This is a genomic window from Nonomuraea composti (assembly GCF_012034275.1).
Classification (GTDB): Bacteria; Actinomycetota; Actinomycetes; order Streptosporangiales; family Streptosporangiaceae; genus Nonomuraea; species Nonomuraea composti.
The window spans coordinates 36,186-60,350 of record NZ_JAATEP010000031.1 but is presented as its reverse complement, the minus strand read 5'-3'; the positions used below and the strand labels follow the sequence as shown (position 1 = coordinate 60,350).

22 protein-coding genes are annotated in these 24,165 nt (G+C 73.5%); 8 read left to right on the top strand and 14 right to left on the bottom strand.

Annotation, left to right across the window (positions count from 1 at the left end):
• Positions 1-64 precede the first annotated feature (64 nt).
• The 3 genes from HCN51_RS35555 to HCN51_RS35545 form a co-directional block, all read right to left on the bottom strand.
• Positions 65-1,045 carry a pirin family protein gene (locus tag HCN51_RS35555; RefSeq protein WP_346433905.1) on the bottom strand — a complete coding sequence of 327 codons (981 nt, stop codon included), beginning with the start codon at positions 1,043-1,045 and terminating at the stop codon, positions 65-67.
• Between the two features lie 209 nt (positions 1,046-1,254).
• Positions 1,255-2,376: an MBL fold metallo-hydrolase gene (locus HCN51_RS35550; RefSeq protein ID WP_168015783.1), complete on the bottom strand. Its 1,122-nt coding sequence runs from the start codon at positions 2,374-2,376 to the stop codon at positions 1,255-1,257.
• A 91-nt stretch (positions 2,377-2,467) separates the two neighbouring features.
• Positions 2,468-3,256, bottom strand: a complete 789-nt coding sequence (locus HCN51_RS35545) for an SDR family oxidoreductase (RefSeq protein ID WP_168015781.1) — start codon at positions 3,254-3,256, stop codon at positions 2,468-2,470.
• Positions 3,257-3,378: 122 nt separating this feature from the next.
• Here HCN51_RS35545 and HCN51_RS35540 point away from each other — a divergent pair, with 122 nt between their 5' ends.
• Entirely contained in the window at positions 3,379-3,951 is a 573-nt protein-coding gene (locus HCN51_RS35540) for a TetR/AcrR family transcriptional regulator (RefSeq protein ID WP_346433904.1), read from the top strand.
• Positions 3,952-3,996: 45 nt separating this feature from the next.
• Here the strand turns inward: HCN51_RS35540 and HCN51_RS35535 are convergent, their stop codons facing one another.
• On the bottom strand, positions 3,997-4,680 hold the full coding sequence (locus HCN51_RS35535) for a DUF3152 domain-containing protein (protein ID WP_168015779.1): 684 nt from the start codon (positions 4,678-4,680) through the stop codon (positions 3,997-3,999).
• Positions 4,681-4,773: 93 nt separating this feature from the next.
• Positions 4,774-6,018 (bottom strand): NAD(P)/FAD-dependent oxidoreductase, encoded by a 1,245-nt coding sequence (locus HCN51_RS35530; protein ID WP_168015777.1) that lies wholly within the window; start codon positions 6,016-6,018, stop codon positions 4,774-4,776.
• 148 nt (positions 6,019-6,166) lie between these two features.
• Here HCN51_RS35530 and HCN51_RS35525 point away from each other — a divergent pair, with 148 nt between their 5' ends.
• Positions 6,167-7,078, top strand: coding sequence for a hypothetical protein (locus HCN51_RS35525; protein WP_168015775.1), 912 nt, complete (start codon positions 6,167-6,169; stop codon positions 7,076-7,078).
• 13 nt (positions 7,079-7,091) lie between these two features.
• Here the strand turns inward: HCN51_RS35525 and HCN51_RS35520 are convergent, their stop codons facing one another.
• The 3 genes from HCN51_RS35520 to HCN51_RS35510 all read right to left on the bottom strand — a co-directional run bounded on the left by HCN51_RS35520 (position 7,092) and on the right by HCN51_RS35510 (position 9,560).
• Positions 7,092-7,517, bottom strand: a complete 426-nt coding sequence (locus HCN51_RS35520; protein WP_168015773.1) for a hypothetical protein — start codon at positions 7,515-7,517, stop codon at positions 7,092-7,094.
• Between the two features lie 101 nt (positions 7,518-7,618).
• The gene (locus HCN51_RS35515; RefSeq protein ID WP_168015771.1) at positions 7,619-8,506 is read right to left on the bottom strand and encodes an AfsR/SARP family transcriptional regulator; all 888 of its coding nucleotides are present in this window, start codon (positions 8,504-8,506) and stop codon (positions 7,619-7,621) included.
• Between the two features lie 121 nt (positions 8,507-8,627).
• Positions 8,628-9,560 carry a M43 family zinc metalloprotease gene (locus tag HCN51_RS35510; RefSeq protein WP_206068267.1) on the bottom strand — a complete coding sequence of 311 codons (933 nt, stop codon included), beginning with the start codon at positions 9,558-9,560 and terminating at the stop codon, positions 8,628-8,630.
• Positions 9,561-9,727: 167 nt separating this feature from the next.
• Here HCN51_RS35510 and HCN51_RS35505 point away from each other — a divergent pair, with 167 nt between their 5' ends.
• The 4 genes from HCN51_RS35505 to HCN51_RS35490 all read left to right on the top strand — a co-directional run bounded on the left by HCN51_RS35505 (position 9,728) and on the right by HCN51_RS35490 (position 13,697).
• Positions 9,728-10,528, top strand: a complete 801-nt coding sequence (locus HCN51_RS35505; protein WP_168015769.1) for a MerR family transcriptional regulator — start codon at positions 9,728-9,730, stop codon at positions 10,526-10,528.
• Positions 10,529-10,568: 40 nt separating this feature from the next.
• Complete coding sequence (locus HCN51_RS35500) at positions 10,569-12,710, top strand: prolyl oligopeptidase family serine peptidase (RefSeq protein WP_168015767.1); 2,142 nt, start codon at positions 10,569-10,571, stop codon at positions 12,708-12,710.
• A gap of 345 nt (positions 12,711-13,055) precedes the next feature.
• On the top strand, positions 13,056-13,340 hold the full coding sequence (locus HCN51_RS35495) for a hypothetical protein (RefSeq protein WP_168015765.1): 285 nt from the start codon (positions 13,056-13,058) through the stop codon (positions 13,338-13,340).
• Between the two features lie 78 nt (positions 13,341-13,418).
• Positions 13,419-13,697 carry a hypothetical protein gene (locus HCN51_RS35490; protein WP_168015763.1) on the top strand — a complete coding sequence of 93 codons (279 nt, stop codon included), beginning with the start codon at positions 13,419-13,421 and terminating at the stop codon, positions 13,695-13,697.
• 435 nt (positions 13,698-14,132) lie between these two features.
• Here HCN51_RS35490 and HCN51_RS35485 read toward each other — a convergent pair whose 3' ends face one another.
• The 5 genes from HCN51_RS35485 to HCN51_RS35465 are packed head-to-tail and all read right to left on the bottom strand — an operon-like array spanning position 14,133 to position 21,384.
• Complete coding sequence (locus HCN51_RS35485; protein ID WP_240973582.1) at positions 14,133-17,045, bottom strand: sugar-binding protein; 2,913 nt, start codon at positions 17,043-17,045, stop codon at positions 14,133-14,135.
• A 15-nt stretch (positions 17,046-17,060) separates the two neighbouring features.
• Positions 17,061-17,861: an ABC transporter permease subunit gene (locus HCN51_RS35480; protein ID WP_168015761.1), complete on the bottom strand. Its 801-nt coding sequence runs from the start codon at positions 17,859-17,861 to the stop codon at positions 17,061-17,063.
• Between the two features lie 13 nt (positions 17,862-17,874).
• Complete coding sequence (locus HCN51_RS35475) at positions 17,875-18,753, bottom strand: carbohydrate ABC transporter permease (protein ID WP_168015759.1); 879 nt, start codon at positions 18,751-18,753, stop codon at positions 17,875-17,877.
• Positions 18,754-18,755: 2 nt separating this feature from the next.
• Positions 18,756-20,144 (bottom strand): extracellular solute-binding protein, encoded by a 1,389-nt coding sequence (locus tag HCN51_RS35470; RefSeq protein WP_240973581.1) that lies wholly within the window; start codon positions 20,142-20,144, stop codon positions 18,756-18,758.
• 4 nt (positions 20,145-20,148) lie between these two features.
• Positions 20,149-21,384 carry a carbohydrate kinase family protein gene (locus tag HCN51_RS35465; protein ID WP_080040395.1) on the bottom strand — a complete coding sequence of 412 codons (1,236 nt, stop codon included), beginning with the start codon at positions 21,382-21,384 and terminating at the stop codon, positions 20,149-20,151.
• Positions 21,385-21,495: 111 nt separating this feature from the next.
• Between HCN51_RS35465 and HCN51_RS35460 the strand changes: the two genes are divergently transcribed.
• The gene (locus HCN51_RS35460) at positions 21,496-22,254 is read left to right on the top strand and encodes a DeoR family transcriptional regulator (RefSeq protein ID WP_168015755.1); all 759 of its coding nucleotides are present in this window, start codon (positions 21,496-21,498) and stop codon (positions 22,252-22,254) included.
• Between the two features lie 23 nt (positions 22,255-22,277).
• Positions 22,278-23,618 carry a 6-phospho-beta-glucosidase gene (locus tag HCN51_RS35455; RefSeq protein WP_168015753.1) on the top strand — a complete coding sequence of 447 codons (1,341 nt, stop codon included), beginning with the start codon at positions 22,278-22,280 and terminating at the stop codon, positions 23,616-23,618.
• Positions 23,619-23,673: 55 nt separating this feature from the next.
• Here HCN51_RS35455 and HCN51_RS35450 read toward each other — a convergent pair whose 3' ends face one another.
• Positions 23,674-24,150, bottom strand: coding sequence for a MarR family winged helix-turn-helix transcriptional regulator (locus HCN51_RS35450; RefSeq protein ID WP_168015751.1), 477 nt, complete (start codon positions 24,148-24,150; stop codon positions 23,674-23,676).
• Between the last annotated feature and the right edge of the window lie 15 nt (positions 24,151-24,165).

The window sequence follows — 24,165 nt, the reverse complement described above, 5'->3', positions numbered from 1 at the left end:
CGGGACACGGCAGCGATCAGGGTCCGGATGCCTGCCGCGGCCAGGGGCGGGATGCCCGTCGCGGCTAGCGGACCCGGCCGCGTGGCTTGAGGCGGGTGCCGGGGAGGATGGGCGCGGGGAGGGGCGCGCCGTCGAAGCCCTCGACGGTGCCGAAGGCCTCGCCCTCCATCCACTCCTTGCGGAAGTCGGCGATCTCGTCGTGGGAGCGCCCGACGAAGTTCCACCACATGACGAGTTCCTCGCCGAACGGTTGCCCGCCGATCAGCAGCACCCGTCCGCGTCCCGACAGCCGCACCCCGGAGCGGCCGGGTGGCAGGTAGATGAGCGGCCCGTGCCCCACCTCCGCGACCTCGCCGTCGAGCAGCAGCAGGCCGTGCTCGAACGCAGGGTTCACCGGCACCTCGCAGGACCCGTCGACCGCGATCTCGGCTCCGACGAGGGGGCTGTAGGCGGTGGCGGGTGAGGTGACACCGCCGAGCGTTCCCATGACGACGGTGGCCTCGAAGCCGGGGCCGGACAGCGCCGGCAGCGTGGGGTGGTGCTCGAAGCCGGGCTCGACGTGCCGGGACGCCTCCGGCAGCGCCACCCAGAGCTGTACCCCGTGCAGCACCGTCTCGGGTGACTCCTCGGAGTGGGAGATGCCCCGGCCGGCGGTCATGAGGTTGAGCTGGCCGGGGCGGATCTCCTGGAGGGTGCCGAGGCTGTCGCGGTGCAGCACCTCGCCCGCGACCAGCCAGCTCACCGTCTGCAGCCCGGTGTGCGGGTGCGGCGGCACCCGCATGGTGGCCCGCTGCGGCCCGTAGGCGTCGACGAAGCACCAGGCGCCGATCATGCGCCGGTGGACGCCGGGCAGTGTCCTGCTGACGGCCATCGCGCGCGGCCCGCCGAGCGGCACCTCCCGCCCTTCCAGCACTTCGCGGCCGGTGCCATCGTCCGCCCCGGTGCCACCGTCGACCCCGGTGCCCCCGTCGCTGCTGTCGCCGGTCCTCTCGTCGGCCCTGTCAACGGTGCTGTCGTCAGCGCTGTTGCCGGCACTGTCGCCCACGCTGGCGCCAACGCCAACGCCGACGCCGACGCCGACACTGGCACGAGCACCGGCGCCGGAGTCACTGGCGCCGGCACCAACGTCGGCAGCGGCACTGCCACCAGCGCTGGCGTCGGCATTGTTACCGGCACTGGCGGCGGCGCCGCAGTGGATTTCCCGAGGGTCAAGCTCCAGGTTGCTCACGGCAAAGACTGTACGCGCCGCGTGCGTCAGTGCAGCATTTCCCACCAGCCCTCGACCGCCGGAGCGGCGGAGGCGTCGACGGCCTCGCCGGGGCGGGGTACGGCGATCTTGACGTCGCGGGCCTTGGCCTCCCGCCACAGCCGCTCCACCGGCTCGGCCCACGGGTGCAGGGCGAGCGTGAACGTGGCCCAGTGGACCGGCAGGAGCAGCTTTCCGCCCAGGTCGAGGTGGGCGTTGACGGCCTCTTCCGGGGTCATGTGGATGTCGGGCCAGGCCGGGCTGTAGGCGCCGATCGGCATCAGCGTCAGGTCGAACGGCCCGTGGGCGGAGCCGATGCCGCGGTAGCCCTCGAAGTAGCCGGAGTCGCCCGCGTAGAAGACGCGCCTGGTCTTGCCCGTGACGACCCAGGAGCCCCACAGCGTGTCGTTGCGGGTGAGGGTGCGGCCGGAGAAGTGGCGGGCGGCGGTGGCGACGAAGCGCAGCCCGCCGGCCTCGGCCTCTTCGTCCCAGTCGAGCTCGATGATCCGGTAGGCGGGCACGCCCCACCGCTCCAGGTGCGCCCCGATGCCCAGCGGCACCAGGAACGGCGCCTTCTGGGTGCGGGTCAGGGAGCGCACGGTGGCCATGTCGAGGTGGTCGTAGTGGTCGTGGGAGATGGCGATGGCGTCCACCTGGGGCAGCTCGCCCAGCGCGACCGGCACGGGGTGGTGCCGCTTGGGGCCGACGAGCTGCGAGGGGGAGGGGCGCTTGCTCCACACCGGGTCGAACAGCACCCTCTTGCCCTCGATCTCCACGAGCGTGGAGGCGTGACCGTACCAGATGGCGCGCACTCCGTCGGCGGGTGGCGAGGTGGACGGCGGGACGCGCATCGGGACCAGGCCGGCGGGCCGGCGCTGCTCCTTGTCCTTGGCCAGCTCGCCGAGCAGCCCGACGGGCGGGCCGCTGACGAGGGTGGTCTGCTCGGGCATCGTGTTCACGAACATGCCGTCCCTGAACTGCGGCGAGCGCCGGATCCGCGCCGCTCGCTCCGGCCCTGACGTCAAGGGTCGCACGCCCAGCTCGGCGGGCACCTCGCGCAGTGCCCACCCGGCCGCGGCGAGGGTCGCGCCGCCCACCAGGATCCGCCGTGCCGTCCGCAATCCTGCCATCGCCCACTCTCCCCTGGAATGTCTCGTCTGTCCCGTCCCAACCGGACGGGACTCCCCGGTGTTCCCGTTTTCTACGATATATCGCGATAGGTCAGACGGTCTTGATCGCCCCTCCGTCGATGACGTAGTCGGCGCCGCAGACGCTTGCGGCGTGCGGCGATGCCAGCCATGTCACCAGAGCGGCGACCTCGTCCGGTTGGATGAACCTACCGGTCGTCATTCCGGCGTTCGACGGCAGCCCCGCCAGGAACCGCTCGTGCTCCACACCGTGGGCCTCGGCCACCGCGGCGCCGTAGCCACGGGGGGACTCCCACATCGCGGTGAGCACCGCGCCGGGCGAGACGGTGTTGACCCGCACGCCCTGCGGGCCGAACTCCTCCGCCAGGGCCTTGCCGAAGGCGGTCAGCGCGGCCTTGGCCGTCGTGTACGCGATCGGGCCGGCGGCCGGCATGCGCGCGCCGTTCGACGAGATGTTGACCACCGCGCCGCCCCGCCGCAGGAGGCTCGGCAGAGCCGCGCGGGTGGCGCGTACGGCGCTGAGCAGGTTGAGGTCGTGGACCTCGCGCCACACCTCGTCGCTCACGCTCAGGAACCCGCCGACCAGCTCCGTGCCGGAGTCGCCGCCGCCCACGTTGTTGACCAGCACGTCGAGGTCGCCCAGCTCGGCCGTCGCCCGCTCGATCACCTCGGCGGGCCCCTCGGGGGTGGACAGGTCGGCGGTCAGCACGACGGCGCCGGTCTCCTTCAGCTCGGGGGTGACGGTGCGCGAGGCGGCGGCGACCCGCATGCCCTCGGCGACCAGCGCCCGCACCACGGCGAGCCCGATGCCCCTGCTCGCGCCGGTCACCACGGCGGTCTTGCCGGTGAGTCGCATGTCCATGACGGATCTCCTTGTCGGTCGCGACGGTCAGTCGCGTCGGCGATGTTGCCGTTAATCTAGAACCTGCAACATCGATGACGCAAGTTCGGGGATAAAGGGGACGATGCCGTACCCTGTGAGGTGTGAGTGAGACGACGCGAGCGCTGCGGTCCGACGCAGAGCGCACGGTGCGCGCGATCCTGGAGGCCGCCGAACGCGTCCTCAGCAGGAACCCGGCGGCCACCATGGAGCAGATCGCCGAGGCGGCCGGGGTGGCGCGCACGACCGTGCACCGGCGCTTCGCCTCCCGCGAGGCGCTGGTGGACGCGATGGCGGCGTGGGCCACCCGGCAATTCGCCGAGGCGATGGACGCCGCGCACACCGACAGCACCCCGCCCCTGGTCGCGCTCTACCAGGCCACCGCCAACGTGCTCCGCGTGAAGATCGACTGGGGCTTCGCGATGAGCCGCGCCCTGTCCGACGACCCCGAGGTGGCCAGGGTGCACTCCGACGTGGAGCGGCGCTGCGAGGAGCTGTTCAGGAGGGCCCAGGACGCGGGGGTGCTGCGGGCCGACGTGGACGTGCTCTGGGCCAAGCGGGTCTACTACGCGCTGTGCCACGAGGCCGCGCAGGACCGCGAGGGCGACCCCGACGCCATGGCCACCCGGCTGGTCGACACGCTGCTGCGCGGGGTCGGCGCGGGGCAGGGCCTGTAGCGCCGGCGCTGGAAGGGCGCCGCGCGCGGCCTGTAAAGATGCTGGTCAGCGCTTGTCCGGGCCCCGGTGCGGGAACGGCCACGGGTTGGGGCGGCAGCGGCCCAGCGACTTCGACTGCTGCACCATGACCGGAGCCGGCCGCCCGGGCCCCGGGCAGCGGCGATGGTGATGGCCCAGACCGTGGCCGACCTCGTGGCTGATCAGGTAGCGCCGGTAGGCGACCAGGTCGCCGCCGTACTGCGGGACGCCCTCGGCCCAGCGCAGCGCGTTGATGACCGAGCGGCGGCCGTTCCAGCAGGACAGCTCGCCGCCCGTACGCAACGGCAGGCACTGGCGGATCGTCAGGCCGGGGCTGGACAGCGCGACCCGCACCCGCACCGGGCCCCGGTCCACCCGCTCGAAGCGGCCCCAGCCGCGCACGTCGTTGAGTGTCCGGTGCACCTCGGCGGCGAATTCCGCCGGGTCGAACGGCAGCCCGCGCTCCACCTCGACCAGGTACCGCACCACCTCGCCACGACCCCGCCGCGCCGGTGCGCCGCCCCGGACGACCGCGTACCGGCCCGAGGCCGAGTGCGGGACCCGCACCTTCTCCCGGCCGGGCGCGAGCGGCTTGGGCGGGACCGCGCTTCGAGGCGGAGCGGACGGCGGGCGCCGGGGTGCCGCGGGCGGGCTCGTGGCGCAGCCGGCGGCGGCCAGGAGCAGCAGCAGGAGCAGTGCGAGCAGCGGCAAGGCGGCCTCCCCACGTCGTCAACGGTGGGGAGGTATCCGATGCTACGTTGCCGCTTGCCCCGCTAAAGGGGCCGGGGGTATTGAAAGTCCGATTTACGCGGGCGCGTAAGGGGCGATGTCGATGGGTGGGGTCTCGCCGAGCGCGAGCGCCGCCGCGATCTCGCCCGTGAACGGCCCCGCCGTCAGCCCGTACGCGCTCAGCCCCGTGGCGACCACGACCCGCTCGCTCAGCGGCCCGATCAGCGCCCGCCCAGGGGCGTACACAGGCCGCAGCCCGACCCTGGTCTCCGTGACCGTCGCGTTGAACAGCCCGGGCGCCACCCGCAACCCCGCCTCGATCACCTCGTCCAGGCCGCCCATGGTGATCCGCGGCGAGAACCCGACGTCCTCGACCGTCGCGCCCACCACCACGCGCGAGTCGGGGAACCCCAGCAGGTACGGGCCGATCCTGGGCAGGATGATCGGCCACCAGGCCGTGTCCACGCCCTCCATGGTGGCGTGCAGGATCTGGCCGCGCCGGGGGAAGACCGGCAGCTCGACGCCGAGCGGCCGGCACACCTCGCCGGTCCACGCGCCGGCGGCCACGATGACCACGTCCGCCTCGACGGGGACGCCCTCGCCCGTCAGCCGCAACGCCTCCGGGCTCGCGGGCGCGACGGGCGCCGGAGCGGCGGCGAGCGGCGCGGACTGCCGCCACGACGTGGCCTCGCTCCCATCCGCCGGTACGGGCTCCGTTTCGCCCGGCGAGGCGGCCGCGACGGCCGGGCTCCACCGGGTGCCGTTCTCGGTGTCCGCCTGGTACACCAGCACCTCGCCGTCCCCCGTGAGCGTCGCGATGCCCGTACGGAGCCGCGCGCCCCGCGCCGTGGCGGCCCGCAGCAGCGCGTCGCGCACCGAGCGGCCGTCCACCCGGGCCGCGCCCGGCACGAGCAGCGCGCTCAGGCCGTCGGACAGCGGCGGGAACAGCTCGGTCGGCGTGTCCACGTCCACCACGTCGCCCATCTCGGGGGCTTCGGCGTGGCGGCGGCGCAGCAGCGTGCGTACCGGCTCCAGGTCCACCGGGTCCTCGGCCACCAGCAGCGCGCCCACCTTGGCGTACCCGATGTCCTCGCCCAGCTCCTCGACCAGCGCCGGGTAGGCGCGGGCGCCCTCGCGGGTCAGGCGGTACCAGTCGTCGTCCTCCGGATGGTCGACCCACGGGCACACGATGCCCGCGCCGGCCTGCGTCGCCCCGCCCTGGCAGCAGGCGTCCACCACCGTCACCGCCGCGCCCCGGCGGCTCAGGTGGTAGGCCGCGCCGGCCCCCACGATGCCGCTCCCGATCACCACTGCACGCATGGACAAATGATCGCATCAGGGGTGACCTGCGCCGACGACCGGATCCTGCACTTGCCGTGCGGTTTACCCGCCGCCGTCCTCCGCGTGCCTGGGACGGGATCCGGATCATGACTGTCCGGCCGGTCCCGCGCGGGTCTACTCTCAGCGCATGGACGTCGCGGTCACCAGGATCGAGCTGCCGCGCCCGGTCCGCGCGGCCGCCTCCGACGGCTCGACCGTCTGGTGCGCGGCGGACGACGGGGTACGCGTCTACACGCCGTCGGGCCGTCCCCTGGAGGGCGGCACGCTCCTGAGCCGGGAGCCGCCGGCGCTGCGCTCGCTGGCGGCGGTGCCCGGCACGGTGCCCGCCACCGGCGCGGTGCCGGGCACGCTCGCCGAGACCGTGGTGGTGCCCAGGTCGTTCGCGGGGTCGCCGGGGCAGACCATGCACAGGGACGGCCCGCTGGCCGGCGGCACGCTCGCGGGCGCGGCGCATGACCGCGTCCACTGGCTCGACGCGTCCGGCGGGCCCGTCGCCGCCGCCCCGTTCGAGGGCCGGGTGGTCGCGGGCGGCGGGGCGATCTGGGCCGTCGGCGACGGCGTGGCCCGCCGCCTGACCGGGCCGGGCGAGCTGGGGGAGCCGCTGGAGCTGCCCGCGCTCGACGCGTGCGCCGTCGAGGGTGAGCGCCTGTGGTGGACGTCCGAGCGCGACGACGTGCTGCGCGGCGGGCCCCAGGAGGTGGATCTCGGACGGCGGCGGCGCGGCGCCATGACCGTCTGCGCAGGATCCCTGTGGATCAGCGTGACGGGCGGGCTGCTGCGGGTGTCGGCGTGGTCGGGCGAGCCGGGCCGGCTCGTGCGGGCGCCGGAGGGGCCGGTGCCGTTCCTGGTGTGCGCGAACGGGGTGCTGGCGGGCGGCGGCCGTGACCTGTTCGTCCTGGCCCCGGCCGCCGGCGCCGCGCTGCGCGTGGTCAGGCTGGGGCTGGACGCGCCGCCCGCGCTGATGATCGCGGCGGGCCGGCACGTCTGGGTCTTCCCTGAAGGGCCGCCCGGCGCCCTCATCGTGACGCCCGCACCCTGACCTTCGGGAACGCTCAGGGGATCTTGTACTCCTGCGCCTTGCCGCAGTAGCTGATCCCCACGGGCGAGTTGCTGAACCGGCACACCTGCACGACCACCCGGTCGATGCTCAGCAGCCCGTTCGACAGCTCGAAGGCGAACTTGACCTGCTCGTCGTCCGCCTTGTACGTCTCGGAGTCCAGGAGATCGGCACCCCGGTAGCCGCTGAACGTGACCGTGGAGTGCATGTCGTCGGGGAAGCAGATCGTCGGCAGTGCCTCGTCGGAGAGTATGCCTTCGACGTTGACGGCGGGATGCAGGACGGGGCCGTCGTACCGTTCGAGCGTGCCCTCCGCGACCCCGCGGCGGCACGTGTCGCCCGAGTCCGCCGCGAACGGCACGGACTCGGCCGCGGAGGCGGGCGAGGCGGCCAGCAGCCCGGCGGCGAGCACGGCAGTCATCGTCAAACCTGCGAGCAGGCGCACGACATCACCTTTCCGTTGTGAGGGGGATTCCGGTCACCCATCCTGAACGGAGGTCACGCGCCTGCCTGTGCCCGCCGTTACACCGGGCTCCACACCAGCGCCAGGAACCTGCGGCCCTCACCGGCCGTCCCGGAGACCACGAACAGCTCGGTGCGCGGCTCCACCACACCCGTGAACACCGCCACGCCGGCCGTCCCGCGAGGACGCGGGCCGGCTCGCAGCAGGGAGGCGTGGATGCGGCGCAGCTCCGGCGAAGGGTCGGTGCCCAGCTCGTCGGCCAGGCGGCGGCGCAGCCGCTCGTACAGGGCCAGTGCCTCGGCCTGCCGCCCGCACGCCCCCAAGACCACGAGCAGCCGCCCCCACAACGACTCCCGCAGCGGATGCCGGGCCGCCAGCGCCAGCAGCTCGGCGACCAGCTCGCCGTGCCGGCCCTCGGCCAGCCCCAGATCGACCCGCCGCTCCACCGCGCTCAGGTGCAGCTCCTGCAACGCCGGCGTGACGGCCGCGCGCAGCCAGTCGGAGCCGACGCCCTCGAACGGCGTGCCGCGCCACAGCCGGCCCGCCTCCTCCATCAGGGCCCGCTCCGCCGCCGTCCCGCGCGCCCTGGCCGCCTCGGCCGCCAGCGCGCGGAAACGCGGCACGTCCACCTGCCCGGGATCGACGTCCAGCAGATAGCCGTCCGGCGTCGTGCGGATCGCCGCCCGCCCGATCGCCCGGCGCAGGCGCGTCACGTACGTCTGCACGCTGCGCCGCGCGTTCCCCGGCAGCTCCTCCCCCCACAGGGCCAGCGCGAGCCGTTCCACGGTCACCGCCTCACCCGCGCACACCGCCAGCACGGCCAGCAACGCCCGCAGCCTGCCGGCGGTGATCCGGACCGGCACCCCGCCCCGCCGCACCTCCAGCGGCCCGAGCAACGCGATGCTCAGCTCGTCCCGGTCCGTGGGCTGGTGCGTCCGTCCGTCCATGCGTCCACTGTCGCGCCGCGCCCGTGGCCGGGGCATCCGCCGCCCGGCGCGCGCGCCGCTACGCCGCACGCCGTAGCGGCCGCACTCCGGGGACCGCCTCAGGGTGTGGGTCAGGCCGCCTTCAGACGGACGTCCCGAGCCGCATGCTCTCCCTGACCCGCGGCGACAGGAACGACGAGCGCGGCCCGGCCAGCGCCGCGTCCATGCGCTCCGACTGCCCCTTCGTGAACATGAACATGGCGGCGTCGTCCACGTAGTCCATGTAGTTCATGAACATGTCGCCGTTGGGCCCGTTGTCGCAGCTCACCTTGGGGAAGTCGGGGGTGCCGCGGTTGTTGCCGCCCTGGTTGGGGGTGTCGTCGACGAAGTCGGTGCCGGAGCAGCCGTCGCCGTCGTCGCCCCAGATGTGGCGCAGGTTGAACCAGTGCCCGATCTCGTGGGTGGCGGTACGCCCGCCGTCGTACGGGGCCGCGGCCGTGCCGGTGGTGCCGAACGCGCTGTGCAGGATCACCACCCCGTCGATCTCGGCGGGCCCGCCGGGGAACGTGGAATACCCGAGCGCGCCCTTGAGCTCGCACACCCACAGGTTGAGGTAGCGGTCGGCGGGCCAGGCGTCGGAGCCGCCCCGGTCGCCGTACTTGACGCCGTGGTCCGGCTCGAACGACTCGACCGAGGTCTCCACGCGTACGACGCCCGAGGTGGGCTTGCCGTTCGGGTCGGTGTCGGCGAGCTTGAACTCCAGCCGCGCGTCGGCCACGAGGTCCTTCCACACCTCGGGCACCTTGTCCACGTCGGGGTTGGCCCGCCTGAAGTCCTCGTTGAGCACCTTGAACTGGCTGTCGATCTGGTCCTGGCCGATGTTCTGCTCGGGGGTGTGGTGGACGACGTGGACCACGACGGGGATCGTCACCACCTCCTCACGGGCCGCCGTCCTGGCGTTCTTCCTGGCGAACGTCTCGTTCTCGATGGCGGCCAGCGCGACCGCGTAGCGGGGGGAGGAGGCGATGAGCTGGTGGTGGACGGGCATGGTCGCGCAACGATCGGCTCTGGGCACGGGGGCTCCCTTTCGATGGCGCGGGGGGCGTCGGGGCAGGGGATCGGGGGCGCCGCACCACCCCGCTGGGGTGTTGGCTTTCTGCACCCCTACCCGTTGCGTAGTCGTTCAATCACGCAGAGTCAGGACTTGAACCTCCCGCCACGGGAGGTCCTACCGTCGTACCCGTGACCCGCAACGACGACGGCGAGCGCCGCTGGAGCATCGGTGAGCTGGCCAAGGCCACCGGCGTGACCATCCGCACGCTCTACCACTACGAGGAGATCGGCCTGGTCCCGGCGAGCGAGCGCACCGCGTCGGGCCACCGCCGCTACACCGGGGCCGACCTGCGCCGGCTCTACCGCGTGCGAGCGCTGCGCGGCCTCGGCCTGACGCTGGAGGAGATCGGCCGCATCCTCGGCCGCTCGGCCGACGACGTCACGGCGCTGCGCGCGCTGCTCGGCGCCCAGCTCGCCGAGCTCGACCTCCAGGCCGCCCGCATCGGGCAGCTCAGGGAGCGGATCGGCGGCCTGGTGGAGCTGCTCGACCAGGCCGTCATGCCCGACCCCGAACGCGTCATGGCCGCGCTGGAGCTGCACTCCGTCTACGAGTCCTACTTCGACCAGGAGCTGCGCGACCACCTGGCGCGGCGCAGGGCCGAGCTCGGCCAGGCCCGCATGGACGACTACCGCACCGAATGGCTCGCCCTGCTGCGCGAGGCCCGGCGGCTCATGCTGGCCGGCACCCCCGTCGACGACCCCCTCGTGCAGGAGGTGACCCAGCGCTGGGCAGACCTCGCGGCCGGCCTCCAGGTGGGCGACCAGGAGGTCAACGAGCAGCTCACCAACGCCGGCATGGCGCTGTGGCGCAGAGCCGGCCCCCAGCTCAGCGCCGAGATCAGCCGCCAGATCGAGTGGCTGGAGGCCGACGACCTGCCCGCCGTCATCGACTACCTCCAGCGCGCCAGGAAGGTGCTGGAGAGCGGCTGACCGCGCCCGGCCTCATCCCCTCTTCTCCGAAAGGACCCCCATGAGCATCACGTATCCCGCCGCCCCCCGACGGCCGGAGCGCAACGAGGTCGGCGGGCTGGTGTTCGACGACCCCTACCAATGGCTGGAGGACGACGCCGGCGACGGCGTGGCCGCCTGGCAGCGCGCCCAGGACGACCTGGCCCGCTCCTACGTGCACGCCTGGCCCCACTACGACCGCCTCGCCGCCCGCGTCGGCGAGCTCGTCGAGCAGATGGACGCCCGCAACCTCGTGGTCCCGGTCCGCCACGGCCCCCGCTGGTTCCGCGCCCGCGTCCCCGACGGGCGCGACCTCATGGTGCTCGAGACGGCCGACGACGTCACCGGCCCCTGGCGGCCCGCCCTCGACCTCAACGAGCTGTCCACCGACGGCACCCCGCTGCGCATGAGCCCGCAGCCGTCGCCTGACGGGCGGCTGCTGGCGTACTCGCTCGACGCGTCGGGGCGGGAGCTGCCCGAGCTCAAGGTCATCGAGATCGACACGGGCAAGGTCCTCCTGGACGGCGTCCCCCAGCAACGCCCCGGCCTGGTCGCCTGGCTCCCCGACTGCACCGGCTTCTTCTACATGGCCAACCACACCCCGCCCGCCACCGCTGCTAACGCGCCCGGTGCGGGTGCGAAGCCCGTGCCACCGTCGCCGCTGCGCTGGCGGTTGTTCTTCCACCGCATCGGCCAGCCCCCGCCCACCGAGCCCGAGCCGCTCGACATCCCGCACATGTACGCCATCCCCAAGATCTCCCGCGACGGCCGCTGGGCCCTCCTCCAGGTCGACCACCTGCGCCCCCGCCCCCACTTCCTGGCCCGCCTCGACGAGCCGCAGGGCGAGGGCGAGCCGTCGTGGCAGTGGCGCGAGTTCATCACCGACACCGAGCACCTCTACAAGGGCGTGCTCGTCGGCGACTCCTACCTCGCCGTCACCACGGCCGGCGCCCCGCGCGGCAGGCTCGTCCGCATCCCGCTCGACACCCCCGGCGACCAGGCCACCTGGACGGAGCTGATCCCCGGCAGCGACTCCGTGCTCACCGGCGTGACGCAGGCGGGCGACCGGCTGGTGCTCGGCGAGCTGGCCGACACCCCGTCCGGCATCGTCTCCCGCATCCGCGTCCTCACCCTCGACGGCGACGATCTCGGCGAGGTGCCGCTGCCGGGCCCCGGCACGGTCAGCTCGGTCGCGCAGGGCGTCGTCGCCCTCGGCGTGATGGACCAGGTCATCGGCTGCGACGACGCCATCACCTTCGGCCACACCTCCTACACCCAGTCCCCGACGGTCCACCACTACGCCCTCCGCACCGGCACGCTCACCAAGCTGCAAGGAGCCGGCCACACCCTGCCCGGGCTGGCCACCACCCGCATCCTGGCCACCTCCGCCGACGGCACCCCCGTGCCCTGCACCCTGGTCCACCGCGCCGACCTCGACCGCTCCCGCCCGCACCCCACCCTCATCCACGCCTACGGCGGCTTCAACATCGCCGAGCTGGCCTCCTACCTGGGCCCGGTGGCGGCGTTCGTCGAGGCGGGCGGCGTGTACGCACACGCCCACGTGCGCGGCGGCGGCGAGTTCGGGCTGCAATGGTGGGAGGCCGGCCGCCTGCACGCCAAACAGAACAGCTTCGACGACCTCTACGCCATCGCCCACCAGCTCATCGCCGACGGCATCACCACCCCCGACCGGCTGGCCGTGCAGGGCGCCTCCAACGGGGGCCTGCTCGCCGCCGTCGCCGCCACCCAACGGCCGGCGCTGTGGCGGGTGGCGGTGTGCCAGGCGCCGAAACTCGACCTGATGCGCGTCGCCCGCGACCCGCTCGGCACCGCCGCGACCCTCCCCGAATACGGCAACCCGAACGACCCCGCCGACGCCCCCGTCCTCATGTCCTACTCCCCCTACCACCACATCGAGCCCGGCACCCCCTATCCGGCGATCCTCCTCGACGCCGGCGCCAACGACCCCCGCTGCCCCGCCTGGCACGCCCGCAAGTTCGCCGCCCGCGCCCAGGCCGCCACGACCTCCTCCCATCCGGTGCTGCTGCGGGTGTGGGAGGGGGCGGGGCACGGCGGGGCGAACTGGAGCACGATCGTGGAGCAGCAGACGTACTGGTTGGCGTTCGTCATGCGCGAACTGGGCCTGGTTCCGGTAGCAGGCTGACCGGGCTGGAAGGGCCCCGGCGCGACGCATGGAGGACCCCACCGAAGGCACGGGAAGGACCGCGGCAGGTCGCACGAGGGAGGACCACGGCGCGGGCGAGGAGAGGATCGCGGCTGATCGCACGGAGAGACCGCGGCGGGTCGCGCGAGGGAGGAGCATGGCTGCTCGCGTGGCTTGGCGAGCTGGTCCGGTGGGCGCGTGGGCTCGGCGAGGCGGTTCGATGGTGATCGTCCTGTCGTTCCGATGCTCTACCGTACGGCCGAGAGGGCCTGCCGTACGGGCCGAGGGCGCCTGCGGTTGGGCGGCGGGGCCCGGGCAGTGACGAGACCGCGAAGGAAGCGCCGAGTGAAGCACCAGTGCATGCGTCCCGACTCCATGAGCCACCAGCCGTGGCAGTGCCCGGAATGCGGCAGCTTGTGGGAGCCGCTGCCGCTGGCCGCGGTCGCCCCGCCTCCCGAGCCGGAACGAGCCCGGATGAGCCGCAACACGCTCGTGGTCGTGCTATCCGTTGCCGCGGGGGCGGTGTGCCTGGGGGCGGCGGTCATCTCGATGGAGGCGTTCAGCATCGCGGTGGCCGGCGTCATCCTGGTCGCCCTGATCCTCGCGTACCGGTCCGACAACGACGACTGAGCGCGTGGTGAGAAACGCACACCCTGAGGTGACGAATCGCATCTGGGAGCGCTCGCCGGTGGCTTCTACGGTCGGGGCATGACCTTCAAACGACGTGCCGCCCGCGTGGCAGGGATCGCCGTTCTGGCCTTGACCGCCCTCACCGCCCCCGCCCGGGCTGACGGCTCCTACGAGTGCTTCTCCGGGGAGCGCAGCCCGGCCGGGGACGCGTACTCGCTGACCGGCTGGGACTGCGTCGGGGCCGGGTACGCCCAGGTGACGGTCATCCTCCGGCTGGGCCCCGTGGCCGGCACCTACGTGTGCGGGTACGTCTTCTCGTGGAACGGCACGCTGGCCGGCAACGTGTGCCGGATCTGAGGACGCACCGCAGGAACGGCGCCAGACGTCCCAGGTGGTTGGTGCGGCGGGTCCACCTGATTCATCTCTCAAGGGCCTGCTCATGTCACGAGGGCCTGCTCATGTCACGAGGGTCTGCCTGGAGTGCGTGCCCCAGCCGTGCTGTCCGTCCGGTTACGTCGTAGGTGGACCGGGGGTTGGGGTGGGTGCCTCGGTGGCAGGGCGGTCCCGTTCGATCCCGGCGTGGGCGAGGGCGTTGGACCGGGTGAGGCGAGGCGTGGGGGCCTGGGCTGCGAGGCGAGGGCGTGGGCGTGAGGCTGGGCAGCTTGGGGGCGGCCAGCCCCGTTCGAGCGGCTTGTGGGCGGGCAGCCTCGTTCGAGCGGCTTGTGGGCGGGCAGCCTCGTTCGAGTGGCTTGCGGTTGGGGCTGCCCGGCCCTGGGTGCGGCTAGTCCGAGGTCATCGCACTGCTACCTGGGAGGCGGCTGTTCCGCCGTTGGGGGCCTGCCAGCCGGTCACCACCGTGGGGCGGGTGGCCAGGGTGCGGGACAGGGGGATTGTGACGGTGGTGGTGCCCCTGGTGGGAATTGTGATGACGCGGCTGCCTGCCGTTCCCCGCGTGTCTCGGACGAACAGGTGGGCCTCGCCGCGTGAGGTGGTGCGGAGGGTGACCCGGACCGCGTCGCGGGTGGCGGAGGCGGAGACGGCGTGGGCGGTTTGGGTGGGTGGGGCGGCGGGGCCGGAGGGCGGGACGTGGACGCGGACCGACTGTTCCAGGGACTGGGGTGAGTCGAGGCTGGACAGGGCCGTGTTCGGGATGATCGGGGCCGGCGGGGTGGTGGGGCGGCCGGGTGGGGGCTGGTAGCCGGGAAGGGTGGCCACGCCCCAGCGGTACGGGTCTCCTTGGACGCCGCCCCACGTCGACCAGCCGATGCGGGTCTGGCCGGTTCTGTCCTGGGTGTCGGAGTCGTAGACGAGGATGTTCAGGCCCAGGTGGGCGGGGTCGACCGCGCCGGGCAGGACCTCCATGGGGATGGACAGCTCCCCCGTGTACTCGCCGGTCGAGACCTTCGAGGCGACCCGCATCCCCGGGGCCGTCTCCTCGCCGGGGCCCTGGCGGTTGTCGGCGTCGCGGAGGTGGCAGGGCGGGCCCTCGGCGGTCACCGGGAGCACGGCCGTTTTGAAGGTGGTTGAGGTGTTCTCGGAGGTGCCGCGCGGGTCGAGGGTGACCTCCACCGAGTCCGTACGCCAGTGGCGCTTGCAGTCGGAGGCGGCCAGGCGGGTGCCGAGCACGTCGTCACGCACGTGCACCAGCACGTACAGGGTGTCGTCGTGCCAGGTCAGCTTGGCCGAGCCGGAGCAGTCGGCCGCCGAGGAGCACGCGGTGCCCTCCCAGAGGCGGGAGATGTCCAGGGCGGTGCCGCCGTACTCGCCGGCGGACTCGGCGCCGTCCACGGTGGGCGCGGCGGACGCCCGCGGCACCGAGGTGGCGGGCACCAGCTCCAGGGCGGGGCGGCTGGTGGTGGTGCCGTCCTCGGCGGTGGTGGTGAGGGTGTAGGTGTAGTCGCCGCCCTCGTTCGAGGTCTTCAGGGTGGGGTCGGCGTTGGTGACGGTGAACGGCAGCGTCGTCGAGGCTCCCGCCGCCAGGTTCGTGTACGGGGCTTCGGTGCGATCGGCGGTGAAGCCCGGTGGGAGGTCCATGCGCACGGTGCCGGAGCGGGGCGTGTCGCTCACATTCGTGACCACGACGCCGACCTGCCGGGTGCCGCCGGACGGGAGGGTGAGCACGGGGGTGACGAGGCCGCGGAGTTGCGGCACGCCCACCTCGCCGGTCCACTTCTCGTACTGGGCGACCTGGGGGAGGGGTTGTTGTGCGGCCCGTACGGAGCGGCCGACCTCGACCTGCCGGTCCGTGTAGCCGCCGCCGCGCTCCGTCGTCAGCACGGCCCCGATGCGGGCGCGGCCCAGGGGCGCCTGGGAGGGTGGCGTCACGGTGAACGTCGCCGTGCCGCTGCGCCCCGCCGACAGCTTGCCCAGGTCGATGGTGCCCGGCGCGGTGACCGAGCGCGAGGAGCCGGGGCTTGAGGAGTCCGCTGGAGCTGGGGAGCCGGCGGCTGAGGCCGGGGTGCCGGCCGGTGCGTCAGGTGTGTTCGTGGTATCGGCTTGCGCGCCAGGTGTGCTCGCGGGACCGGTGGCCTGGGTGTCGTTCGCGTTGGCCGGGCCGGCCTTCCAGCCCTCGGGGAGGCGGAGGGCGATGGAGGAGCGGCCGAGGGGTTCGCGGGGTGGTGCCTGGGCGGTGACCTCGACGGTGAACGGCGTGCCGGGGCGGACGTCGAACGTGCTGGTGCGCAGGCTGAGCCGGGTGCCGAGCGGGGCGCTGCCGTTCGGCCTGGTCAGTGCGCCGTCGAGGATGGCCGTCGGGGCGGCGGCGGCTGGGGTGCCCGGCTCGGGGAAGGGGACGCGCGCGTCCACCTGGGTGAAGAAGTCGCAGGTGAGCTGGGCCGGGTCGGTCGGTACGTCGGGGAAGCCGGCCCAGCCCTGGGAGGCGTAGACGCGTTGTGCGTCGCGTTCCACGGCCGCCCACGTCTTGCCGCGGCTCGGCGAGGGGCGGCCGCTCCACACGCCGAAGACGTTCTGTGCGGGGTTCGTGGGGCGGAAGGTCGAAGCGCAGCCTGGGCCGGGCTGGGAGGTGCCGCGGGCGCCGCCGGTGAGCAGGCGGGCGGGCGCGAACGGGCGCAGGCCCTCCCGGCTGATCTGCTCGGGGAACCTCTTCGGGTCGGCCGCCGCGTAGAACGCCTCCACGGCCAGCCGGGCGGCCTCCTGGTGGTTGCCGTGGTTGCCCGGGGTGGGGGCCGGGTCCATGGTGAGCAGGATCTCGGGCCGGGTCGTGCGGACGAGCCGGACCACCTTCTCCAGGGTGTCGCCGCCCCACACCTGGTCGGTCAGCGGGGCGCTGACCGTGTAGTAGAAGTCGACGTCGTCGAGGTTGAACACCTCCCCGATGCCCGCCTTGCCGACCGCCGAGCGTTCCTCGGCCTCGCGCAGCAGCCCGAGCGCCGGGCCCTCCTCGGGGCCGACGGCGTTGCCGCCACCCTCGCCCCTGGTGACGGTGACGACGCCGGTGCGGACGTCGTGGTCCTCGTTCCACTGGCCGAGCGTGGACAGGGTGAACGCCTCGTCGTCGGGGTGGGCGCCGATGAACAGGGCGTCGAGGTCCACGGCCGCGGCGGCCCCGGCGGCGGGAGTGGTGGGGGCGAGGGCGAGGGCGAGGGTGAGCGTGAGTGCGGACGCGGCGGCGAGCGCCCGGGCCGCGAGCGGAGAGCGGGTGGTGGCCGTGGGTCCGGCCGCCGGTCTGGCGGGTCTGGTACGCATCGAACCTCCGGTGGTTTACTCGCGGACCGCCCCCTGGAGCAGCCCGCGGACGAAGTGGCGCTGGAGGAACAGGTAGAAGATCACGACGGGTGTGGCCACGATGACCGAGCCGGCCGCCAGCAGCGTGAACCCGGAGGTGTACTGCCCCTGGAAGAAGGCCAGTCCCAAGGGCGCGGTCCGCAGCGACTCGCTGGTCACCATGATCAGCGGGATGAGGAACTCGTTCCACGTCCACATGAACACGAGGACGGTCAGCGTGACCACGGCCGGGCGGGCGGCGGGCAGCAGGACCTGCCAGAGGATGCGCCAGCTCGACGCGCCGTCGATGCGGGCCGCCTCGACGATCGCGCGGTTCGAGGCGAGGAAGTAGGCCCGCATCCAGAACGTGCCGAACGCGACGGACAGCGCCACCTGCGGCAGCGAGATCGACCAGAACGTGTCGATCAGCCCGAGGGAGCGCAGGTCGAAGTAGAGCGGCACGGCGACGGCCTCGCTCGGCATCATGATCCCGAGCATGAACAGGTAGAACAGCAGGGACCGGCCGCGGAAGCGCATGGTGCCGAACGCGTACCCGCTCATGATGGACAGCACGACGCTGACGACCACGACGAACACCGACACGGCGAGGCTGGTGCGCAGGTAGGAGCCGAACCGGCCGATCTCCCAGGCGGCGGCGAAGTTGGCGAGCCCGGCGGTGCCGCCGCTGTCGGCCGGGCCGAGCGCGGCCGACAGGATGACGACGACGGGGTAGAGGGCGAAGGCGGCGAAGAGGGACAGGATGATGTAGTTGGCCGCCCGCTCCCCGCGCGAGATCACCAGATCCTCCCGTTCACGAGGTCCTCCTGTCGGCGAAGCGGTTGATCCCGAACGAGATCACGAAGATCACGACGGTGAGCGTGACGCCGATGGCCGCCGCCGAGCCGACCTGGCCCAGCCCGAAGGCCCGGTGGTAGACCTCGTACGACGGCACGGACGTGGAGTCGCCGGGGCCGCCGCGCGTGGTGACGTACACGAGGTCGAAGGTGCGCAGCGCGGCGATCACCGTCAGCGTCAGCGCGACCGCGATCTCGGCGCGCACCGACGGCAGCGTGACGGCGAAGAACTCGCGCACGGCCCCGGCCCCGTCGAGGCGCGCCGCCTCGTACAGCGACAGGGGGATGCGGCTCATCCCGGCCAGCAGCAGCACGGTCACCAGCCCCGTCTCGAACCAGGTGCCGACCACGCCCACCGCCGGCAGCGCGAAGGTGTAGTCGCCCAGCCAGCCGCGCGTCAGCGCGTCGAGGCCGAGCGCGCCGAGCAGCGCGTTGAGCGAGCCGTCGGGGGCGTAGACGCGCCGCCACGCGACCGCCACCACGACCATGGCGATGACCTGCGGCAGGAACACGACGGTGCGGAAGAAGCCGAGCCCGCGCACCTTGGCGTGGTTGAGTATCGCGGCCAGCGCCAGCCCGATGACCAGCGGCGCGGCGGCGTAGAAGACGATGAGGACGAGGGCGTGCGCGAAGGCGGCCCGCAGGCCCTCGTCGGCGACGATGGCCACGTAGTTGTCGAGGCCGGCCCAGGTGCCGAGGGACAGGCCGTCCCAGTCGTACAGGGAGATCTGCACGGCCCGGCCGATCGGATACAGCAGGAAGACGGCGTAGACGGCGAAGGCGGGCAGCAGGTACAGGTAGGCGACGCGACGGGGCTCGCCGGGGGGTGCCGCCATCCTCAGCCGTTGCTCTCGGCGAAGGTCTTGTAGTCCTTCTCCAGCGTGGCGAGGAAGTCGCGCGGCGCCGCCTTCTTGGCGAGCAGGTCCTGCAGGGCCGCGCCGAGCGTGTCGGCGAAGGTGGGGGTGGCGTAGTCGAGGTACGGCACCAGCCCGTCCTTGGCGGTCACCGTCCCGAACGCGGTGAACACCTCCCGCTGCGGCCCGTCGGCGACCGTCTGCTCGCCGGTGTCGGCGACGGGCAGGTTGCCGGTCTCGGTCAGCACCTTCATCGCGTCCTTGCTGGTGATGAAGTCGATGTACGCGGCCGCCGCGTCAGGGTGCGGGCTCTTGGCCGTGATCGCGAACGGCAGCCCCGTGCCCCCGGTCGCCACCGGCGCGGCGTCGGCCGTGGCACCGGGCGGCAGCATGAACCCGAGGTCCGCGCCGAGCGCCTTCCGCAGGTCGGCCAGCAGCCACGTGCCCGCGATGAGGAAGACGCCCTGGCCCTTGCCGAACGCCTGCCACGCCGCGTCGTACCCCTGCCCGTTGAAGCCCTTGGCGAAGTAGCCCTTGTCCACCCAGCTCACGAGCTGCTCGGCGGCCTTGACGTTCTCGGGCGTGGTCCAGGAGGCGCCCTTGCGGCCGAAGGCGAGCGTGCCGATCTGGGCGGGCGGCACGGTGCGGCCCTGCACGGTGCCGAACACGTGCACGGCCGGCCACTTGTCGAGGTTGCCGAACTGCAGGGGCACTTCGCCGCCCGTCTTGGCCCGGTCGAGGGCGGTCTCGAACTCGGCCCACGTCCGGGGCGGCTGCAGCCCGAGCTTTTTCAGCTTGGCGGCGTTGTAGAAGATGCCGACGACCTCGCCGACCTGCGGCAGGCCGTACAGGTTGCCCTCGCCGAAGAGCTTGCCGTCGGCGCTGTAGCGCGAGTACCGCAGCACCGACTCCGGGTAGCGGCTCTTCCATCCGTACGCCTGCGCGTAGGCGTCGAGGGGACGCAACTGGCCGGCCTTGACGAAGGCCCCCATGGAGGAGCGGCCGTTGTTGGCCTCCACCACGTCCGGCGGCTCGTTGCCGCTCAGGGCCAGGCGCAGCGTCGTGTTCAGGTCGTCGAAGGAGCGGGAGACCCGGTTGAGCTTGATGTTGGGGTACTTGGCCTGGAAGGCGGCGTTCAGCTTCTCCATCTGGGCGGCCTGGCCGCCGCGCACCTCCTGGTCCCAGACCGTCAGGGTGACGTTGCCGAGCCCGGCGGCGTCGGTGCGTACGGCCGTGGCGCTCGCCTGCGGGGAGGAGGCGGCGGGAGGGGCGGAGGAGCCGGGCGCGCACCCGGCCGCGCAGGCGGCCACGGCGCTCGCGGCGAGCAGGGCCAGCGCCCTGACACCGCGCGGCTGACGCTTCTGTACGGTCAACGGCTTACTCCTTCTGCACGGGCGCGCGCGGCGCATCCGGGCCCCCGTCCTCCAGGGCGGGCGCCTCGGCGGCGGGGTGGGTCACGGTCCGGTCCGGCCGCTTACCCGGTACGGGCGGCGCCATGCCCACGTCGGCGTACCGGGCGATGGTGGCGGCGGCGCGGCGCACGGCCCCCACCGGCACCGACGGCACCAGCCGGTCGAGGAAGGCGTAGCGGCGGGCCAGCGCGGTGCCGTAGGCGCCGCTGTGGTCGGCGGCGGCCCGCACCTCGTGCCACCAGTCGGCGATGTCGCCCCAGCCGGGCGCGGCCAGCGAGCCGCCGAACTGCTGCACCGCAAGTGCCGCGCACACCCCGGCGAACGCCAGCCGGTCGGTCAGCGGCCAGTGGCACAGCGTGCCGAGCACGATGCCGGCGCCGAACACGTCGCCCGCGCCCGTCGGGTCGAGCGCCGTCACCCGGGGCGCCGGCACGAACGCCTCCTCGCCCGTCGTCGAGTCGATCGCCATGGCGCCGTTGGCGCCGTCGGTCACCACGGCCAGCGGCACCTTGTCGGCGATCGCGTACAGCGCGTCTCTCGGCGTCTCGGTGCCGGTGTAGGCCATGGCCTCGGTCGCGTTCGGCATGAACGCGTGGCAGACCTCCAGCTGGTCGAGCACGGAGCGGGACCAGACGCCCGACGGGTCCCAGCCGACGTCGGCGAAGATGAGCGAGCCCTCGCGGTGCGCCAGCTCCGCCCAGTTGCACGCGCTGCCGGGCTCGCCCAGCGGCTCCTCCGCCGACAGGCTCACGATCACCGCGCGGGAGCGGGGCGGCTTGCCGATCATCTCGGAGGCCGGCATCGGGGCGGGATGGCCGTGCGTGACCATGCTGCGGTCGCGGTCGACCGCCATGGACACCGTCACCGGCGAGTGCCAGTGCTCGAACCGCCTGGACCTCGACAGGTCCACCGCCTCCTGCTGCTCCAGCGTGCGCCAGCAGAAGTCGCCGTAGTCGTCGTCGCCGAACGCGGCCGCCAGCGACGTGCGCAGCCCCAGCCTGCTGGTCGCGATGGCCAGGTTCGCGATGCCGCCCGGGCAGGAGCCCATGCCCTCCGCCCAGATCTCCGTGCCGGCCGCGGGCATCGCCGGCAGGCCGGTGAAGATGATGTCCAGGAAGACAGTCCCGGCCAGGAACACGTCGAACTGCGGACCCTCCGGGGTGCGCTCGCCGGCGAGAGGGTCGTACGCCTGGGCAGACACGAGAGCAAGACCTCCTCGACACACCGGTTGTGCGCAATCTTGCACGTTTGCTCGAACACTTCAAGGGCGCGATGCTCACTTCTGCGCGAATTTGACTGATAGGATCCCGCTGTGCTCCAGCGCCTCCGGCATGCCGAGATCATGCGCCGCGTCCGCACGTCGGGCGCCACGAGCGTGCGTGATCTGGCCAGTCAGCTCGGCGTGAGCCCGTCCACCATCCGCAGGGACCTCGAGGTGCTCGACCGCGACGGCACGCTGCGCCGGGTGCGCGGCGGCGCACTGCCCTGCGCCGACGCCGACACCGACCGGCCGTTCGCGGAGGTGGCCGGCGCCGACGGGCCGGACAAGGAGGCGGTCGCCGCCCGCGCCGCCCGGCTCGTCGCCGACGGCGACGTGGTCCTGCTCGACATCGGCACCACCACGATGCGGCTGGCCCGGCGGCTGCGCGGGCGCCGCGTCACCGTCGTCACCTCCAGCCTCGCCGTCCTCGACGTGCTGCGCACCGACCCCGAGGTGGAGCTGCTGCTGCTCGGCGGCATGGTGCGGCGGCCGTACCACTCGCTGGTCGGGGTGCTGACCGAGGCCGCGCTCGGGCAGGTGGTGGCCGACCGCGTGTTCCTGGGCGCCAGCGGGGTGCGCCCCGACGGGCAGCTCGTCGACACGACGCTGGCCGAGGTGCCGCTCAAGCGCGCGATGCTGGCCGCCGCCGGGCAGGTCGTGCTGCTCGTCGACCGGCACAAGTTCCCCGGCACCGGCGCGCTGCGGGTGTGCGGGCCCGAGGACATCGACGTGCTCGTCACCAACGACGGCGCCGACGAGGCCACGCTGCGCGCCTGCGCCGCCGCCGGCGTCGAGGTGCTGCTCGCGTGAAGGTTCGGACGTAAGGGGAGAGGATGAGGCTGGCCGTTCTCGGCGGCGGAGGGTTCCGCGTCCCGCTGGTGTACGGCGCGCTGCTGCGCGACACCGCCGAGCCGCGGGTGCGGGAGGTGGTGCTGTACGACGTCTCGCCCGAGCGGCTGGAGGCCGTCTCCCACGTGCTGCGCGGCCTGGCCGCCGGCCACGACGACCCGCCCCTCGTCCGCACCACGACCGACCTCGACTCCGCGCTGCGCGAGGCGGCCTTCGTCTTCTCCGCCATCCGCGTCGGCGGGCTGGCGGGCCGCGTCGCCGACGAGCGGGTGGCGCTGGAGCTGGGCCTGCTCGGCCAGGAGACCACCGGGCCCGGAGGCGTCGCGTTCGGGCTGCGCACGGTGCCGGTCGCGGTCCACGTCGCCGAACGCGTCGCCGCGCTCGCCCCCGGCGCCTGGGTGATCAACTTCACCAACCCCGCCGGCATGATCACCGAGGCGATGCAGCGGGTGCTCGGCGACCGCGTCGTCGGCATCTGCGACTCGCCCATCGGGCTGGTCCGGCGGGCCGCCGCCGCGCTCGGGCTCGACCCCGCCCGCGTCTCGCCCGACTACGTGGGGCTCAACCACCTCGGCTGGCTGCGCGGCCTGACGTACGAGGGACGCGACGTGCTGCCCCGGCTGCTCGCCGACGACGCCCTGCTGCGGCAGGTCGAGGAGGCCCGCCTGCTCGGGCCCGACTGGGTGCGGACGCTGGGGGCGCTGCCGAACGAGTACCTGTACTACTACTACTTCACCCGGGAAGCGGTGGCGTCGACCTCCGGGCGCACCCGGGGGGAGTCGCTGGTCGAGCAGCAGGACCGCTTCTACGCCGCCGCCCTCGCCCGGCCCGCCGAGGCCCCGGACGCGTGGGCGCGGGCCCGCAAGGAGCGCGACACCTCGTACATGGCCGAGGAGCGCGACGCCACCGGCGCCGGCGAGCGGTCGGCGGCCGACCTGGAGGCGGGCGGGTACGAAGGGATCGCGCTGGCCCTCATGGCCGCGATCGCGCGCGGCGAGCCCGCCACCATGATCCTCAACGTGCGCAACGGCACGGCCGTGGCCGGGCTGCCGCCGGACGCCGTCGTGGAGATCCCCTGCGTCGTGGACGGCTCCGGCGTGCGGCCCCTGGCCGCCGGCGCTCCGCCCGGGCGCTTCCTGGGGCTGATGCAGCAGGTCAAGGCCGTGGAGCAGACCGCCGTCGAGGCGGCGCTGACGGGGTCGTCGCGGCTGGCGGTGGCGGCGTTCGCGCTGCACCCGCTGGTGGACTCCGTCAGCACGGGGCAGCGGCTCCTCGACGGCTACCGCGCCCGCATCCCCGAGCTGGCGGCCGTCTTCCCGTCCTGACCGCGACAGGGGCCGAGGCCGAGGCCCCGCGTGCCGCCCGTGACGACGATCGTGCTCATCGGGAAGCCGTCTCCGCCCTGGCCGCCGCCGTCGCCTTGATGCCGAGGTCGAGGAAGCGCCCGATGACCTGCCGCTCCTCGTCCGTGAACGTCTCGATCGCCTCCGTCAGGTGGCGTCCGAGCGGGGCGAAGAAGCGGCGGGCCAGCCGGGCCGCCTGCTCGTTCAGCGTGACCTCGACCTTGCGCCGGTCGGTGGCGCTGCGCCGCCGCTCGACGTGCCCGGCCTGCTCCAGCCGGTCGATCAGGGCGGTCGTGGCGGGCGGGCTGAGGTTGAGCGCGGCGCCGAGGCCGCCCGGGGTGAGCGGCGTGCCGGCGCGGGCCGCGTCGAGGATGACGACGAGGGCGTTGAGGTCCGTGCGGTGCAGCCCGTGCCGCGCGGCGAAGCGCTCGGCGAACCGGTCGCTCTCCACGTTCAGCGCCCGCATCATCACCATCAGCTCGAACGCGCCGGGCGCGTCCCCTTCGTCCGTCATGCCGATTATCATTCC

Coding starts and splice junctions, on each gene's coding strand:
- HCN51_RS35550 (WP_168015783.1), bottom strand. CDS start 2,376: ATGGCAGGATTGCGGACGGCACGGCGGATCCTGGTGGGCGGCGCGACC.
- HCN51_RS35545 (WP_168015781.1), bottom strand. CDS start 3,256: ATGGACATGCGACTCACCGGCAAGACCGCCGTGGTGACCGGCGCGAGC.
- HCN51_RS35530 (WP_168015777.1), bottom strand. CDS start 6,018: ATGCGTGCAGTGGTGATCGGGAGCGGCATCGTGGGGGCCGGCGCGGCC.
- HCN51_RS35525 (WP_168015775.1), top strand. CDS start 6,167: ATGGACGTCGCGGTCACCAGGATCGAGCTGCCGCGCCCGGTCCGCGCG.
- HCN51_RS35520 (WP_168015773.1), bottom strand. CDS start 7,517: ATGACTGCCGTGCTCGCCGCCGGGCTGCTGGCCGCCTCGCCCGCCTCC.
- HCN51_RS35515 (WP_168015771.1), bottom strand. CDS start 8,506: ATGGACGGACGGACGCACCAGCCCACGGACCGGGACGAGCTGAGCATC.
- HCN51_RS35500 (WP_168015767.1), top strand. CDS start 10,569: ATGAGCATCACGTATCCCGCCGCCCCCCGACGGCCGGAGCGCAACGAG.
- HCN51_RS35490 (WP_168015763.1), top strand. CDS start 13,419: ATGACCTTCAAACGACGTGCCGCCCGCGTGGCAGGGATCGCCGTTCTG.
- HCN51_RS35485 (WP_240973582.1), bottom strand. CDS start 17,045: ATGCGTACCAGACCCGCCAGACCGGCGGCCGGACCCACGGCCACCACC.
- HCN51_RS35475 (WP_168015759.1), bottom strand. CDS start 18,753: ATGGCGGCACCCCCCGGCGAGCCCCGTCGCGTCGCCTACCTGTACCTG.
- HCN51_RS35455 (WP_168015753.1), top strand. CDS start 22,278: ATGAGGCTGGCCGTTCTCGGCGGCGGAGGGTTCCGCGTCCCGCTGGTG.
- HCN51_RS35450 (WP_168015751.1), bottom strand. CDS start 24,150: ATGACGGACGAAGGGGACGCGCCCGGCGCGTTCGAGCTGATGGTGATG.